14 protein-coding genes and 2 pseudogenes are annotated in these 15,925 nt (G+C 37.5%); 7 read left to right on the plus strand and 9 right to left on the minus strand.

What is annotated here, in order from left to right; genetic code table 11:
- Positions 1 to 563: 563 nt before the first annotated feature.
- Both ACESSZ_RS07025 and ACESSZ_RS07030 read right to left on the minus strand, forming a co-directional pair.
- Positions 564 to 842 (minus strand): RNA-binding S4 domain-containing protein, encoded by a 279-nt coding sequence (locus ACESSZ_RS07025; protein WP_008690270.1) that lies wholly within the window; start codon positions 840 to 842, stop codon positions 564 to 566.
- Positions 843 to 874: 32 nt separating this feature from the next.
- On the minus strand, positions 875 to 1,369 hold the full coding sequence (locus tag ACESSZ_RS07030) for an AbrB/MazE/SpoVT family DNA-binding domain-containing protein (protein WP_008690269.1): 495 nt from the start codon (positions 1,367 to 1,369) through the stop codon (positions 875 to 877).
- A gap of 174 nt (positions 1,370 to 1,543) precedes the next feature.
- Between ACESSZ_RS07030 and ACESSZ_RS07035 the strand changes: the two genes are divergently transcribed.
- The 4 genes and pseudogenes from ACESSZ_RS07035 to ACESSZ_RS07050 all read left to right on the plus strand — a co-directional run.
- On the plus strand, positions 1,544 to 1,786 hold the full coding sequence (locus ACESSZ_RS07035; protein WP_008690268.1) for a helix-turn-helix domain-containing protein: 243 nt from the start codon (positions 1,544 to 1,546) through the stop codon (positions 1,784 to 1,786).
- Positions 1,787 to 1,953: 167 nt separating this feature from the next.
- The gene (locus ACESSZ_RS07040) at positions 1,954 to 2,142 is read left to right on the plus strand and encodes a spore coat associated protein CotJA (protein ID WP_008690267.1); all 189 of its coding nucleotides are present in this window, start codon (positions 1,954 to 1,956) and stop codon (positions 2,140 to 2,142) included.
- A 19-nt stretch (positions 2,143 to 2,161) separates the two neighbouring features.
- Positions 2,162 to 2,404, plus strand: a complete 243-nt coding sequence (locus ACESSZ_RS07045) for a spore coat protein CotJB (RefSeq protein ID WP_008690265.1) — start codon at positions 2,162 to 2,164, stop codon at positions 2,402 to 2,404.
- Positions 2,405 to 2,406: 2 nt separating this feature from the next.
- A pseudogene (locus ACESSZ_RS07050) lies at positions 2,407 to 2,823 on the plus strand (manganese catalase family protein); the annotation flags it as partial.
- 73 nt (positions 2,824 to 2,896) lie between these two features.
- Here ACESSZ_RS07050 and ACESSZ_RS07055 read toward each other — a convergent pair.
- On the minus strand, positions 2,897 to 4,465 hold the full coding sequence (locus tag ACESSZ_RS07055) for a recombinase family protein (RefSeq protein WP_008690263.1): 1,569 nt from the start codon (positions 4,463 to 4,465) through the stop codon (positions 2,897 to 2,899).
- 78 nt (positions 4,466 to 4,543) lie between these two features.
- Positions 4,544 to 4,690: a hypothetical protein gene (locus ACESSZ_RS07060; RefSeq protein WP_008690262.1), complete on the minus strand. Its 147-nt coding sequence runs from the start codon at positions 4,688 to 4,690 to the stop codon at positions 4,544 to 4,546.
- Between the two features lie 497 nt (positions 4,691 to 5,187).
- On the opposite strand from ACESSZ_RS07060, the gene ACESSZ_RS07065 reads away from it, so the two are divergent.
- From ACESSZ_RS07065 to ACESSZ_RS07075, 3 genes and pseudogenes are all read left to right on the plus strand, one after another.
- Entirely contained in the window at positions 5,188 to 6,591 is a 1,404-nt protein-coding gene (locus tag ACESSZ_RS07065; RefSeq protein ID WP_008690261.1) for a GntR family transcriptional regulator, read from the plus strand.
- Positions 6,592 to 7,147: 556 nt separating this feature from the next.
- Positions 7,148 to 8,845 carry a methyl-accepting chemotaxis protein gene (locus ACESSZ_RS07070; RefSeq protein ID WP_008690260.1) on the plus strand — a complete coding sequence of 566 codons (1,698 nt, stop codon included), beginning with the start codon at positions 7,148 to 7,150 and terminating at the stop codon, positions 8,843 to 8,845.
- A 324-nt stretch (positions 8,846 to 9,169) separates the two neighbouring features.
- Positions 9,170 to 9,373 (plus strand): annotated as a pseudogene (locus ACESSZ_RS07075) (manganese catalase family protein); the annotation flags it as partial.
- Positions 9,374 to 9,540: 167 nt separating this feature from the next.
- Here ACESSZ_RS07075 and ACESSZ_RS07080 read toward each other — a convergent pair.
- The 5 genes from ACESSZ_RS07080 to metK all read right to left on the minus strand — a co-directional run bounded on the left by ACESSZ_RS07080 (position 9,541) and on the right by metK (position 15,660).
- The gene (locus ACESSZ_RS07080; protein ID WP_499842723.1) at positions 9,541 to 11,523 is read right to left on the minus strand and encodes a hypothetical protein; all 1,983 of its coding nucleotides are present in this window, start codon (positions 11,521 to 11,523) and stop codon (positions 9,541 to 9,543) included.
- On the minus strand, positions 11,513 to 12,280 hold the full coding sequence (locus tag ACESSZ_RS07085) for an ABC transporter ATP-binding protein (protein ID WP_008690257.1): 768 nt from the start codon (positions 12,278 to 12,280) through the stop codon (positions 11,513 to 11,515). The genes ACESSZ_RS07080 and ACESSZ_RS07085 overlap by 11 nt, the downstream gene beginning before the upstream one ends.
- Before the next feature lie 280 nt (positions 12,281 to 12,560).
- The gene (locus ACESSZ_RS07090; protein WP_008690256.1) at positions 12,561 to 13,520 is read right to left on the minus strand and encodes a sensor histidine kinase; all 960 of its coding nucleotides are present in this window, start codon (positions 13,518 to 13,520) and stop codon (positions 12,561 to 12,563) included.
- Positions 13,517 to 14,185 (minus strand): response regulator transcription factor, encoded by a 669-nt coding sequence (locus tag ACESSZ_RS07095; RefSeq protein ID WP_026006745.1) that lies wholly within the window; start codon positions 14,183 to 14,185, stop codon positions 13,517 to 13,519. The genes ACESSZ_RS07090 and ACESSZ_RS07095 overlap by 4 nt, the downstream gene beginning before the upstream one ends.
- Positions 14,186 to 14,481: 296 nt before the next feature.
- Complete coding sequence (gene metK / locus ACESSZ_RS07100; protein ID WP_008690254.1) at positions 14,482 to 15,660, minus strand: methionine adenosyltransferase; 1,179 nt, start codon at positions 15,658 to 15,660, stop codon at positions 14,482 to 14,484.
- Positions 15,661 to 15,925 lie beyond the last annotated feature (265 nt).

A 15,925-nucleotide genomic window follows, 5' to 3' on the forward strand; every position in this document is an offset into this window, starting at 1 on the left:
TCTGTTCCGATTCTGGTATGACCGGAACAGATATAAGAGTTGGAAGTTACAGATAGCTGCTTAATCAGCAGACACTAAATAATAAGGGTTTAAGACTTTTTAAGATTTAACAAAATGATTCTAACGTTTTTATTCCAGCGTATAAATTGTATGTAAACGAATGATTGTTTCAAACACTGCATCAATTCCTATTTCATCTATCCAAGAGCATAACGCATGCAAATCATCTTGTTCGTTTGATATTTCCATGATATCTACGATTATTTGAAAGATTTCTGAATCTGTAATAATGAGCCCTCCATTCAAAACACATGCAACTGATGGTATACTTTATTTTACCACTTTTAATTATATATAGTCAACTCGAATTCAGAAATTTCTTTGTTCTATCGATTCTAATAATATCTATTCATGATTCCTCATTTTTATGATTCCCCATAATGAAAAAAAAGACGTAATGGAGTGACGACTTTGAAATGAACTATTTATCTAAACTTTAAGATTCATTTCCCTTGTGTCAATTCGCATTACAGCCTTTTTATAATTGTATGTTCCTGTTTCTATCATCTATTATTTGGTGCATCCTTCTTGATAATTTTTTCTTCTAACACATCAAACATGAGTGCCGCATCATTCTTATTTACTTGTTTCTGTAACATCAAAACGCGAACACTTAATTCTCGATAACCAAACAGAACGCGTATTTCATCACCAATCTTTACATCCGTAGATGGTTTTGCTACTTTTCCGTTAACATAAACACGTTGTTGATCGGCTAATTCTTTTGATACTGTTCGCCGTTTTAAAATACGTGCTGTTTTCAGATATTTATCTAATCGCATCGTAACTTCACCTCTACGGTATAGTTTACCATTTATTGTGATTGTTGGCGAGATAAAAGTTGTGTAAATGCCTCCAACGCATATAACTGTTCTTTATCTAATACACTTTTATCATATAACATAACAAAGGCTCCAAACCAATCGCCAAAAGAGGTAATCGGATAGATAATACCATCATATGCCGTATCCTGATTTTTCATGACCATTGTATTTTTAAAAACTTGCATGCGATGAACATGACATTGTTCTAAGAAACTTTCGCGCAAATTAATTTGTTTTTTGTTTAACCATTCATCCTGGATAAACCAAACAGTATTTTGATACATTGCATGTAAAGTTTCACACATGATATTTATTTCTTCCATATGATTTGACATGATATCATGTTTTTGAATTACGATGCGATCATTATCAATGAAAAATTCAATAGAATCTCCTTCTTTCAATCGATATTGTTTTCTTATTTCTTTAGGGATAACTAAACGTCCCAAATCATCCAGTCTTCTAACGATTCCAGTAGCTTTCATAACGACACTCCTTTACAACGTGTAGTATGAGCATTTTCATTTGAAATATTCGTTTCTTAAACGGGAATGCGTGATACTTATAAATTTGTTGTATATATAGTTAATTTAACTATAATTGGTTAAACTTTCTATAGCGAATCTTTTAGAATAGGTATTAGAAAAGGAGTGATTCCAATGACACTACAAGAAGTATGCTGCCAACGTATTCAGGAATTATGCGATGAGCGCAACATTTCCATGAATAAACTTAGTATTTTATGTGGTATGACACAATCAACACTAAGTAATATTACCTCTGGAAGGAGTAAGAATCCAACTGTTTCCACAATCAAAAAGATTTGTGATGGTATGGATATCACACTAGCAGAATTTTTCGATTATGAACCGTTTAATGAATTAGATCAGGAAATTGAATAGTCTTTATAGAGAAGAGATGCAAGCTATTGCATCTTTTTTCTTTTGCCATGAAAATTAAGTCTAATCTGCTGTTTTTGCTAATATTCTATTGCTTTCCTTTTGACAGGTTATATATCTACAAGTTTTTTCTCTTATGAAATAGTATAGAAAGAAAGGAGGTGACATCTATGCAAAACAATATACAGAATGATTATGGTTTACCTTCTGAAGTATGTACAAATTTATCTACGCACCGTAGACAGGTGGTAGGTATGGCTTATGTTCCAATGCAAAAATGGAGTATGCCAATGCCATTGGAAAAAGGATTTTGCAGCGGCACAATATTTTATGATTTAAACAAACCATTTCGACCATAAATGAAAGGAGGTCCTTTTTATGCATGATGATGTTTTAACACAGTTACAAATGTATGATTTTGCTCTGCAGGAAGCTGCTCTTTTTCTAAATTCTCATCCGCACGATAAAGAAGCTTTATCGTACTATCGCACAATGCAATGTTGCAGTAAACAGGCGAGAGAAGAATATGAAGCCTTGCATGGCCCATTAACAAACCGTGAGAATAATAGCTGTTCATGGGAATATATACATGGTAAATGGCCATGGGAAGGAGATAAGTAAGTATGTGGGTATATGAAAAGAAATTACAGTTTCCTGTTCAGATAGAACATCCGGATCCATCTTTTGCGAAAATTGTCATTACGCAAATTGGAGGTCCAGATGGTGAATTGAGTGCTTCCATGCGTTATTTGAATCAGCGATATGCAATGCCTTATGATCGAGTGAAAGCGATGTTGACCGATATTGGAACGGAAGAATTAGCTCATCTGGAAATGGTTTCAGCCATCGTCTATCAACTAACACGCAATCTTAGTGTAGATGAAATTAAAAAAGCCGGTTTTGATGCTTACTATGTCGATCATACAACCGGTATCTGGCCACAAGCAGCTAGTGGTGCTCCATTTACTTCAACTTACTTCCAATCAAAAGGTGACCCTATCACAGACTTGATGGAAGACATGGCAGCAGATGGTGCCGCTTTGTAAGATCAACATTGACTGTATAAGTGGTGTTTGCGATAATCAGGCATACCCGCTGCCAGCTTATAAGAATTTAGAAATTCCAATGTATTTCAATAGGTACTTCTTTTGTGACAGGGTCTTTTTTTCCAACTTCTATATAGTCAATCAGCTTATCAACGATTTCCCTGTTTAAATGTTCAAGATTGGTATATTGCTCAATTAACTGGCGTTTGTTATCACCAGCTTGTATCTTTCTTTCCATAATGTCAAGCTGTTTTTGCGTATCAATCACCAGTTTTTCTAACCTTTTCTTTTGAGTTGAGAAGTCTTTGGATAAGTCCAAATAGTCCTGCTCTGACAAGATACCCTTAACCTTATCTAAATACAACTCACGAATACCTTTGGTATATTCTCCAATCTTACTTTGATACGCGGCTATTTCCTCTTTCAGAGCCTTCTGTTTTCCTCTTACATCACTGTTAAAGATTACACTTTGTTCCAGTTCATCTTTATCCAGATATGCGGCAGACAGCTTATTGATTTCTGTAATCACCGCCTGTTCCAACTTAGGTACAGAAATGAAAGAACCAACACAAGCATTCTTAGAAACGTGTCGGCTAGAACACCCTAAATATCGTCTGCCATCAGACTGTTTATTAGAACGCATAACATAACCGCAGTTCATACAGCGGGCTTTTTTGGCAAATAACCCAATCGTACCTGCTGTAAATGGCTTTGCCTTTTGAGCTATCAACACCTGTACCTTATCCCACAATTCACGGTCAATGATCGGTTCGTGCGTACCTTCGACAATGTACCACTCACTTTTCGGACGTGGCTTATTTTGCTTTGTCTTGTAGGATACACTCCCATATTTGCCCTGTACCATATTGCCAATATAAACTTCATTTACCAGCATATCGGAAATAGCATAATATTTCCATAAGGTACTGTTCTTGCCTTTGGGTGTTCGACAGCGTAAACCATGAAGCCGCTTGTATTCCGTTGGGTTGGGAATACCTCGATCATTCAGCATGCGGGCAATGGCAGTTTTTCCATAGCCTTGTGAAAACAGAGTAAAAACTTCTCTGACAACCTGTGCAGCTTCTTCATCAATAATCAAGTGTCCTTTTATATTAGGGTCTTTTTTATAACCAAAGAGAGCAAATGCTCCAATGTGACGACCGTTTTTTCTTAGATCTGTCAGCACACTCTTGATGTTCTCCGACATATCCTCCAAGTACCATTCATTCACCAATCCGTTGATCTGTCTTGATTTCTTATTTCCTTTATTTGCGGTATCCGCATTATCAACTATACTAATAAAGCGAATACCCCAAATGGGAAATAGACCGTGGATATACTTTTCTACCAATTCAAGCTCCCTGGTAAATCTGGATTGCGTCTTACATAAGACAATATCAAATTTATGGTCTTTTGCGTCATTCAGTAACTTGTTGAACTCTGGTCGTCGTCGGTCAGAGCCAGTGTAATCATCATCACTGTAAATATTGTAGACCTCCCACCCTTGTTCTAAAGCATATTGAAGCAGCATAGACTTTTGATTTTGAATACTGTTACTGTCATCTGTTTCTGATTGTTTGTTTCTATCTTCTTCGGATAAGCGGCAATATATCGCAACCCTTGACGTATTCATCATGTTTTGTTCTCCTTTTCAAAGATGGCAAAACAAACGATCACTGCTTATGTTATGATAACACTTTGCAGAATCGCTTGTTTAACAACTCGCAGGGGTAGAGTGCCCCTTACTTTTTTCAAATTGGTTTATCAATTCTATCCATTTCATAGTAAACACTTTCTGCAGAGCCGCTGTATCACTATTTTTAAAAACATTCTTGCAAACTACTTTAACATCATTTGCCATGAAACCACCTCACTACACTATATTTAAAAAGCATCCAAAAATGCTTGTACATAATGAAATAAGTTATCCATTCATATGAAGGAATCAGATGGCTTTAGAAAGCTCCATGGGACGCTCACCATTTCCAGTGTGATGGATGATGCGTATTAGACGAGTGTATCAGTATGCTGATATATAGAACATAGCCGCAATCTTCTTTCAGCATATGAAATGCTTTAACTCCAAGTGCGAATTTTATAATTGTATAATTTGCGTTTTGTCCCTGCTCTATGTTCGCAGAGGTAGAAATGAGATCCCTTAAAAGTCCCAGATACAAATGAAATATTCATTGCGTGCTCGTAGAAAGCGTGCTATACTTAAGTTAGTACCAACATGAACAGGGTTACCCTAATATGAGCAGAGAGATAAAAAATAAACTAATAATTTATTGCTTCGCTGAAAATCACCAAGGAACGGTAAACACATAAGAGCAGGTGTCCCCCTGCTGGAGGACAGAAATGGCAAATGATAATGTACTTAGCGAGCTGATTTACGAATACTATGAATCGCGAATTCTTTTTGGCATGTACCAATATGGCGACCAGTTAAGATCAATTTCACAGATTTGTGCTTCCTTTGGTCTGGCGCGAAATACGGTGCAGACTGCTTTGGACAAATTGGAGGCAGCTGGGTACATAAAAACAGAACAGCGGAAGATGGCCATAATCGTGTACCAGGGGACAGAGAAAACCTTCATAGAAAATGCTATGAAGTATTTTGTTCCGCGCAGAGATGGAATGCTAGATATTAACCAACAAGGGGCTCTGCTATTTTCTACGGTCTGGGAGATGGGGTTAAAAAACTTAGAACGGAGTATCTCTGCAGGTTTATACAAGAAAACAAATGCAACTGGGATATTGAGTGAGGAACCAACAAAATTGTATTATGATGTCCTGAGAACTTTCAACAATGGCTTAATGGAAAGTCTATACTGGCAATTCTTGCGTTATCTCAATTATTTTTATCCCAATAAAGAGTACGGCATGGTCAATTATATGGAAGATGGTCTTTTGTCAGTTGAGATAGCCAACCGCATGAAGGCGGAAACAGATGCTTACTACTATCAGAACTTTCTGGAAGTCAAGGCATTTGTCGATTCCATTCCCGAGGAACATCACTTGAAAAATGTGCCGCAGATTCCGTTTACATGGACGATGTATCGAAAACGGCCGCAGGTGCGCTATACCCTTGCCTCCACCATTATTCAAGAGATTTTCTGGGAGGTCTATCCCGTTGGCAGCTATCTGCCGTCCCTGCCTAAAATGGCAGAACGGTATCATGTGTCATTGAGCACAGTACGTCGGACCCTGGATGTACTACATTCACTGGGGGTGACGAAAGCCTACATGGGGGTCGGGACCCGGGTATGTATGGAGCCTATCAATCCGTATATACTTAACACGCGGGAAATGCAAGAGAACTTGACCCTGCACAAGGAAGGAATGGAGTTTCTCTTTTTGACAATATATAACGTAACTCTCTTTACTTTGGAATCAATTACCGCGGAAAAGAGAGAAGCTTTATTGCAGGAAATCAGCAAACTTCACGGTAAAAATAACGATATTCTGTGTATTGATGTCCTCTTAAAGTTTATCTCTACTGAAGTTCCCTCTGTATTCTTGAGGGAGTGCTATGGTAAGTTGAGGGAGCTGATGGCATGGGGATATATTTTCTCTGCCGTGTTAAGAGGCTTTGGTGAACAGCCACATATGGATTTGAACGATTTTATCGCTCAGCTGGAAACAGATATGATGGCGGAGCATTGGACGGCGTGTGCACAATCTTGGCAGGCGTTTATTGAGGATAGACTGGACTTTTTACGCACAAGGTTTTCATTGGAAAACCCTAAGGATCAGATATGAGGACAGTGGTGTAAAAGGTTCGTGCAACGTAAAACAAGAGAGAATTTGGGGCTAAATGCCAGTCAAAAATGAAAGAGCCAAGCTCGTCTTCAAGGGAAGCATAACGAGATTGGCATGAGTAAACATTCTAGCAACATATCTTCATCCCATTTGAGCAGACAGCGGCATCATGGAGAATCTCAAGATGCTGGTCGCGGATGATGAAGGCTTCTGCGCCCATGCGTATATGCTGCTTGAAAAGGCGGAGACTGACAAGCCCATCGCAACGACGAAGTAGGCCATTATGGCCATACAAACAGTGTTAAAGATCCATTAGAAGATCGGTAATTCAATGTATGATTAATAAAATACCGTATTTAATGGAAGCGAGGTAATTCAGCGGATCCGCAAAGTGCTTAGGCGTATGCGTTGGTTCTATTATCTCATGGCATGATCGAAGGGAAAGCGATAGGAATGAACAGCCATATTAAGAAGCCGATTGAAGTGGGTGTGCTTTACAGAAAAATATCAAAACTGTTATAGGAGTGATGTGAATCATCATCGTTGGGAGAAAATTATGTTGAAGAAAATACGAAATATGAAACTAAAGTTTAGGTTGTTATTATCGTATGCAATGGTAATCGCAATATGTCTGTCGGCAAGTATTGCCGCTCTATTCATGCTGAATAGAATTGGCGATAATCTTTCCTCTTTTTATCGTAATAATTATACAGTGACGATCAATGTATGGCTAGCGAAAAGGGAGATGCAGGCTGCACGAGGGGATATCTTAAATGCCATATTGGAGTCTGATGTGGAAGAATCCGCGGAGTACATTGATAAGGCGAAGGAAAGCCTCAGAAACATGCGCGCTACATTTCCCGTAATCCGTAACTCCTTCAAAGGGGACATCGCGATGGTGGATAGGGTGGATAAACGGCTGCAGGAGGCCATCGTCTACCGTGACAAAGTATTCGCTTTGGTGGAAACGGGGAAAACGGATGAGGCATACGAGGTCATGAAGTCCAGTTATATTCCGGTTCTGAATCAGATGGCGGATCTTCTCCAACAGATCGCGGATGTGGCGGCGCATAACGCCCAGGATATGGTGAAGGAAGGGGAATATGCGCAGGCATCGGCAATCACTGTTATCATGATCATCATGACATTCAGTATCGTGTCTGCGGCACTGCTTGGCATTTATATTTCCAACAGCATCCGCAAGCCTGTGAAGGAGATTGAGGATGCCGCCCAGCAGTTGGCAAACGGTCAGTTAGACGGCGTGTGCGTTTCCTATACGTCGAGAGATGAACTGGGAAAGATGTCGGATAGTATACGGGATTTAATCAGCTATCAAAAGACGATTATTGAAGATATCAGCGATATCCTTGGCGATATGTCCGAGGGAAATTTTAAAGTTCAATCCAATGTCAATGAATACTACATGGGGCATTATGACCGCATCCTAGTGTCGATGTGGGGACTGCGGGATAAACTAAGTGATACCCTCTGGCGGATCAGCCAGTCCGCAAGGCAAGTGGCGAATGGTAGTGAACAAGTATCCTCAGGAGCGCAGATCCTTGCGATCGGGGCGGAGGAACAGGCCGATTCGATTGAAAAACTTGCCATAGCTGTAAATGAAATATCTGAGCAAGTCAGGGTAACAAAGGAGAACGCGGATAAAGCGCGCAACCAGACAGACCGTGCGGGCGCACAGGTTTCTGAGAGCAACCAGCAGATGCAGGAAATGATTAGTGCGATGAACATCATCAGTGAAAGGTCCGATGAAATTTACAAGATAGTGAAGACTATTCAGGATATTGCATTCGAAACGAATTTACTAGCCTTAAATGCCTCTGTAGAGGCGGCAAGGGTCGGTGAACTGGGGACGGGATTTGCGGTGATTGCGCGAGAAATACGCAGTCTAGCGGATAAGACGGCAATGGCCTCCAAGAACACGACAGCTCTGATCAAGGAATCGGTGGCAGCAGTAAAAAATGGAGAAAAGGTTGCCCACACGGCGGCCGATTCGCTGCTGCAGGTTATCGAGTGTACAAAACAGGTGATTTTTATGGTGGATAGGATTGCTTCCGCCACAGAAAATCAACATAAATCCATTTCTAATATCACAGCGGAGGTGCGCCAGGTTTCGGATGTGGTGCAGAATAATGCCTCGATATCCGAGGAGCTGGCGGCCGCAAGCGAGGAGCTTTCTACACAGACGCAGATGTTGGATCATATGATTGGGCAGTTTCAGTTGTATGAAAAACGGTAGGCAGTATAAGGAGGATGGCTTGTTTCAACCATGTAGAGCTTGCAAATACGAGCTTACCAGACGAAATATTGTTGCAAATAGACAACCCCACTGGCTTTTATTCTTTTACCACCGTATCGCAGATTCGTGTTGTCATATTGTTTGGCATATATTAAGGATTGGATTGCATACGATTGAACGATGAAATTTTTTGCAGGATAGTTTGTTTTATCTTCTATATTATATAGATTATGTACTTTTTGTCCTTATGCAATCGCAGCTAGGGAAAGCCTGTACAATAAAAAACAGCGTGTTTATAAGGCTTTTGGCCTATGTTGTTCTTATGAGGTTGCAGCAGAACAAAAAGCCAGAACAACGTATGACAACCTTATCCGGGAAGCCTGTGACCCAGATGTCATAGCCCCTTTGGTTTTCCTACGCGAAAGAGAAATCGTACATTTCCAACGATTTGGTGAAGCTTTGGCTTACGTTCAAAAACAATTAGATTCAGACAACTATTATCGTTATAATCCTGCTTTTGACAAATAATACAACACTGCTGAGAACCCCTAAGTCCTTCTTGCTTATTGCATAAAGTATTTTAAAGGAAGCCTTAACGCATTTTCTGATGTTAAGGCTTCCTATTTTTATATTTAAATTACTATCTTTACAACAAAATCATTACTTATAACACGCTTCTCACAAACAATTTCTACTTAAACCTTTCTTGTCATAATTTTTTTCTTTATTAACATCTGCAACAGTAACATATAAACAATAAAAACAAATAAAACGACCAAACATCCTTCACCCATCAGCATAAACGAAAAACCATTCTTTCCAAAACCAAATAAACTTGCAAAAAGGTGAAAAGCCGGATAAGCCATAAGACAATGTAAGATTGCTAATATAGGAGGTGCTAAGATCAGCCATCTGTTCTCTCTTGCCGACTCTAAACTCAACTCTCTCTTCGTTAATCCAATACGATATAAAATACTGTACTCATGTTCATCATGCTCGCGAAAATCTTCATGCATACGATAATACAAGATCATAAAGATTGAGAAGATGAAGAGAATGGAGAAAAGAATGCCTAAAAACAGAAAACTTCCATATGCACTCATCATTTCATCTAAAACTGTATAATAATCCTCTATTGTTATTTCCTCGTTTGCGTTTAAGTCTGCAGCTAATGCCTTTTGATTATCTTCACTACCAATGAAATTCATACTGCGATACATACTTAAAGTCGTACTATAACCTGGATCATCGTGTACATATTCCCCGAATAGATAATCTAAATAAGCAACTGCTTGTTGATCAGGTACGATTAAGACTAAATCCGTAGGGAAAACTTCAAAATCGACATCAGAAGATCTTACCTTTTTCTTCATAATAGAAATGGTATGATCATCATTTTCCATGCGTATATTCATTGTATGAATAGGATGGGATGTACGATTCAATAATAAAACTTCATCTTTTTTTAAATGAACTTGTGTATTTGTCGCATTTTGATATCCAGATAATGTGATAGCTGTTAATGCTGGAACCGAATCATTTTCTTTAATCGTTTCATTCACTTTTCCAATCCATAATTCTTCATTGCGTACTACCACTTGCATAGCACCATGAACTACTGGTATCTGGACTTCTTTTTGAATTGCTAAATGATGTTTCTTTACTATTTGTTGGAGCTGTTGATCATCATTTATACCATTAATGATAAATTTATACTCAGGAAAGCGTTGCTTTACACTATCTTCTACCCCTGTATACAGTGATATACACATGGATGCAGTTAATATCAGCATCGTCAGTAAGATCGTAATACTTGCCATTGAAACAGCATAACTACGCAAACGAAATAATAGATTTGATAGGGTAATCATATGTTTTTTATGATAATATAGTTTCTCATTTCGTTGCAGCAGCTTCAACAACATAATCCCTGTTCCTTTAAAAACACAATATGTGCCAAAAATCACAAGAAGAATGGCAAAAACAATTTTTTCTAAATCATCACCAATATCATTTACGGATAAAGATATACCATAACCAACGCCTAAAAATACAATACCAAATATGGTTGTCAATTTTTTTGCTTTTGGCTGTTCTTGCATTTTTTCTTTACGTAACATTGTTAAAGGGTTATGCGTAACAATATATACTGAATCACGAACGAGCAAAACAAGTCCGACAGAAAGCATAAATAAGCTTATCCATAACATCAGTCGCATATCAACGGTAATTCCTTGTATCAGTGTTTGTCTTGCAAAACGTTCTGCACTCATGATAAGCAACTTACCGAATACAATACAGAATATCATACCTCCAATGAGTGCTAACACACTGATAATTATCATCACACAGGCATTTAGTAATAATAAATTCTTTCGGGAAAAACCCAACACACGATATAATCCCTGACGCGTGGATATCTGACGGCGTATCGTCAATGAAAACGTCCAACATAAGATAAAAATTAATACACATAAGATGACACCACCACATGTTAGTAAGTCTAGCGTCATAATGGAACCTTTTGTTAAGGAATAAAAATTACCATGCGTACCTAAGTATGCGATTATATATAAGAAACAAAAACACATGGACATCATTCCACCATAAGGAAGATAAATATCCTTCATGTTTCGAATATCACTCCATGCCAAGGTGAAATAATATTTAATATTCATGCAGATCCCTGCTTTCTTGAACACTCAGCATATGCACGATACGATTATAAAAAGTTTCACGATTATCTTCTCCACTATAGATTTCTTGAATAATTTTGCCATCTTTTAGGAAAGCGACACGTTGTGCATAGGATGCTGCTAGTGGGCTATGTGTCACCATTAAAATCGATTGTCCTTGTTTTTGTAATGCACACAGCAGTTCTAATAGCTGCATGCTGCTTTTTGAGTCTAAAGCGCCACTTGGCTCATCTGCCAATAAAATATCTGGTTCATTGATCAAGGCTCTTGCTATTGCCACACGTTGTTGCTGACCTCCACTTAACTCATAAGGAAAACGTTTTAATAAATCTTCAATATGCAAAGTATGACAAAGCTTTTGCAAGTATTTTCGCTTTTCCTTTAAATCTTTTTGAGAAAGGATGCATGGTAATAAAATATTATCTTCTGCACTTAAAGAGTCAAGCAATGAAAAATCTTGAAACACAAAACCGATGTGTTCTCTACGATATAATGCCTTTTCTTCTTCCTTCATTGCTACAATGTTTTTATCCTGAATATAGATAGCTCCTTCACTTGTATCATCAAAACAAGCCAATAGATTTAACAGTGTACTCTTCCCCGAACCACTTTCGCCCATGATAGCGACAAATTCACCTTTTTCTAATTCCATACTCACCCCGTCCAAAGCATGCGTATGTTGACTTTTTAAACGAGATGTATATACTTTATGCACATTTTCTAATGCTAATATTGTCATAGATATTTCCTCCTTGATCTAAAGTATAACAAGCATTTCCATTTTCTGCCTTAACTTAAGATGACGGATATCTAACATCTATGTCATCTTTCTTTTCACCCTTTTCTATCAAAGATTTCGTTGTCGTTCAATCTTTCTTAAAATCATTGTTTATAACATCATGTTAGGTATTGCTTAACAATCTTTTCATCATGCTAAAAACCATTGTCTTTGTAGTATAGACTCATTTTAATAGAAAGAAATCGTACATAATTTTTTACGTAAAAACATTGCTCCCATATTATCTATCCATTAATCTTTCCTTCACCGGATACAAAGATACCTTAGTACCATGCTGCCATTGTGAAGATATTTGCCATTTGATATGCAGACGTTCACAAATTTCTTTAACGAAATATAATCCCATGCCGGTTGCTTGTTTTTTCTCTCTGCCAAGTTTACCAGTATATCCCTTTTGTTTGATTAATACAATATCTTCGCTAGCAATACCGCAACCCTCATCCTCAATGCTTACTTCGTCCTTACTACAACGTACATGAATGGTACCATGTTGGGTATATTTTATAGCATTATCTAATAGTTGCTCAATAACAAAACACAACCATTTGCGATCCGTATAAATTTCATCATCCTCATCATATGAGAAATCAAGACACAAACCTTTTTCAATAAACAATGTGCTATAAGTTCGTAATGCTTCTTGTACTATTGTATGTAAACAACACTTTTCCATAATATAATCATCATCTATACGCTGATAAGACAATGCCATCTGCGTATAACGCTCGATCTTGAATAACTCAGCACGGATTTGTTTTTTTCTTTTTTCATCCTGCATATGTTCATTCAACATATGCATAGCAAAAATGGGTGTCTTTATTTGATGTATCCATAATTGAAAATACTGTTCCCGTTCTTTTTTCTCTTTCTGATAAGATTGTTTCTGTGAATAATATTCCTCTTCCAATTCCTTGATGATACGCTGTATTTCTTTGTCTTTAGCAGTTAATGCCTTTCTTTCTAAAAAAGAGACATGATTGCATTCTTGTAATTGTTTTATTTCAGCTCTTCGTTTTACCCAAGCAATACCGATATAACACAATAACATACTGATTTCCATAAACAAGATGTATTCAATGATTTCTTTCTCTATTTCAAATGTCCATAAACAAATGACTTGTACGATCACCATCGTTAAAAGTAAACATACAGATCCTGATAAATCATGTAGTAGTTTCATATATAATAACCTGTGCCTTTCTTTGTATGAATAAAATCATCTATGCGAAAGACATCTTCCAGTTTTTTCCGCAATCTTCCAACATTAACACTTAAGGTGTTATCATCTACATAACAATCACTGTTCCACAAAGCCATCATCATATCACTGCGTGATATTACTACATGTGGATTGCTCATCAACAATTCTAATATTTTCATCTCATTCTTCGTAATTTCCATCATCTTTCCTTGATATTTTAATTGATAGGTTCGCAGATTTAATTCAACACCACGCCATACTAAAACTTCCTTATCTGCTTCTTGCTGCATCCTTCTGATAAATGCATTCAATTTAGCGATGAGAACCATCTTATCAAATGGTTTAACGATATAATCATCTCCACCATATTCATAGGCACTTACCATGCTCATACGATCTGCATCACTGGATATAAAAATTACCGGTGCATTACTAAACTTTCGAAATTGACGGCAAACACTGATACCGTTTATATTGGGTAGATGAACATCCAGCAATACGATATCACAATTTACAGTCGTGAGCTGTTGTAAAATATCTTTTGCCACATCTACTTTATTGACCTCAAAATTCCATTCCTTTAAACAATTACTTAACTCTTCAAGTATAATTTCATCATCTTCAACAATCGCAACTTTTACCATATCTTCACCTTCCAACATAGACCATCTTTTTTAACTTATCTTAACTCAACGTATCTTCTTTATTTATCTTCGCTTACTGCTTATCTTCCTACTGACCATAAATTTGTACTTTATCCATTTCATCTAATGCACAAGTGAAAGCTTCTTGTTTTCTTCTCCTCTTAATTATACACAACTTCATCGAAAAACGCTCTAACCTTACACAGATGTCAGAAAAAAGCCCTCCTATCCATAGGATAGTAAGGGCGAATGATTTATAAAACTAGCGTTGCGAAAACTGAATTACTACGTTTTCTTTATCTCAAATATTTTTTTAATGATTCCGCAGGTGTCGTATCTTCCCATTTCACACCCAAATCTTCTCTACCCATATGCCCGTACGCAGCTAATTTGCGATAAATAGGTTTACGCAAATCTAATGTCTTAATGATGCTGGTAGGACGCAAATCAAATTCTTTTTGCACAATTTCAGCAATTTCTTCATCAGGTAATCTACCAGTGCCAAATGTATCAACCAAAACACTCACGGGATGAGCAATACCGATGGCATATGCCAATTGTACTTCACAACGTTTTGCAAGTCCTGCAGCTACAATATTTTTTGCCACATAACGGCTAGCATAAGCAGCACTACGGTCTACCTTCGTTGGATCTTTACCAGAGAAAGCACCGCCGCCATGACGTGCCATTCCACCATATGTATCTACAATAATCTTGCGGCCAGTCAACCCACTATCACCCTGAGGACCACCAATTACAAAACGACCTGTTGGATTGATATAAATTTTCGTATTTTCATCCATCATTGTCGGATCAATAATAACATCAATAACATATTTTTTCAGGTCCTTGCGAATGGTTTCCAACTCTACTGTATCCGAATGTTGCGTTGAAATAACAATTGTATCTACACGTTTCGGAACATCATTTTCATATTCAATCGTAACCTGCGTCTTACCATCTGGGCGAAGATAATCCAATGTACCATCTTTTCTGACTGCAGTCAGTTGTTTTGCTAAACGATGAGCCAAAGAAATTGATAATGGCATCAATTCTGGTGTTTCATCACAAGCATAACCAAACATCATTCCCTGATCACCAGCACCATTATTATCTTCTTCCTTACCTTCTTTTGTTTCTAAAGAATGATCAACACCCATAGCGATATCACTGGATTGCTCATCAATCGAAGTTAATACGGAACAAGTTGTACCATCAAAACCATATTTTGCTCTGTCATAGCCGATTTCCAGTACTACATTACGTGCAATACTTGGAATATCGACATAGCAGTTTGTCGAAATTTCACCCATGATCATGACCATACCAGTCGTACAGCAGGTTTCACATGCTACACGCGCATTGGGATCTTGTTCAATGATAGCATCTAACACCGCGTCACTGATTTGATCACAGATTTTATCAGGATGTCCTTCTGTTACCGATTCAGAAGTGAAAAACTGTTTATTTAACATATGTATTCCTCTCTTTTTATTATCTTTTTCAGCTCTTTTATTGTAACGCATTTTTATTTATGAAACAAGGTTTACTCCATCTTTCTTCAAAGCTGATTCTCTACATCTTGACACATGCAGATAAGAGTGTATTGGATAAGCTGGTTATGGTTAAAAAGCGTTAACTATAACATGATTCATATATAAAAAGAGAATGCAATGACATAAACCTCGTTAATTGAACAACTAATTAACAAAGGGCATTTCAAACATTCTCTTAAAACAC

The sequence above is a fragment of the Eubacterium sp. 3_1_31 genome, assembly GCF_964249515.1.
GTDB classification, from domain to species: domain Bacteria; phylum Bacillota_I; class Bacilli_A; order Erysipelotrichales; family Erysipelotrichaceae; genus Longicatena; species Longicatena caecimuris.

Coding starts and splice junctions, on each gene's coding strand:
- ACESSZ_RS07030 (WP_008690269.1), bottom strand. CDS start 1,369: ATGAAAGCTACTGGAATCGTTAGAAGACTGGATGATTTGGGACGTTTA.
- ACESSZ_RS07035 (WP_008690268.1), top strand. CDS start 1,544: ATGACACTACAAGAAGTATGCTGCCAACGTATTCAGGAATTATGCGAT.
- ACESSZ_RS07085 (WP_008690257.1), bottom strand. CDS start 12,280: ATGACAATATTAGCATTAGAAAATGTGCATAAAGTATATACATCTCGT.
- ACESSZ_RS07065 (WP_008690261.1), top strand. CDS start 5,188: ATGGCAAATGATAATGTACTTAGCGAGCTGATTTACGAATACTATGAA.
- ACESSZ_RS07080 (WP_499842723.1), bottom strand. CDS start 11,523: ATGAATATTAAATATTATTTCACCTTGGCATGGAGTGATATTCGAAAC.
- ACESSZ_RS07070 (WP_008690260.1), top strand. CDS start 7,148: ATGTTGAAGAAAATACGAAATATGAAACTAAAGTTTAGGTTGTTATTA.
- ACESSZ_RS07090 (WP_008690256.1), bottom strand. CDS start 13,520: ATGAAACTACTACATGATTTATCAGGATCTGTATGTTTACTTTTAACG.
- metK (WP_008690254.1), bottom strand. CDS start 15,660: ATGTTAAATAAACAGTTTTTCACTTCTGAATCGGTAACAGAAGGACAT.
- ACESSZ_RS07095 (WP_026006745.1), bottom strand. CDS start 14,185: ATGGTAAAAGTTGCGATTGTTGAAGATGATGAAATTATACTTGAAGAG.
- ACESSZ_RS07025 (WP_008690270.1), bottom strand. CDS start 842: ATGCGATTAGATAAATATCTGAAAACAGCACGTATTTTAAAACGGCGA.
- ACESSZ_RS07045 (WP_008690265.1), top strand. CDS start 2,162: ATGCATGATGATGTTTTAACACAGTTACAAATGTATGATTTTGCTCTG.
- ACESSZ_RS07055 (WP_008690263.1), bottom strand. CDS start 4,465: ATGATGAATACGTCAAGGGTTGCGATATATTGCCGCTTATCCGAAGAA.
- ACESSZ_RS07040 (WP_008690267.1), top strand. CDS start 1,954: ATGCAAAACAATATACAGAATGATTATGGTTTACCTTCTGAAGTATGT.
- ACESSZ_RS07060 (WP_008690262.1), bottom strand. CDS start 4,690: ATGGCAAATGATGTTAAAGTAGTTTGCAAGAATGTTTTTAAAAATAGT.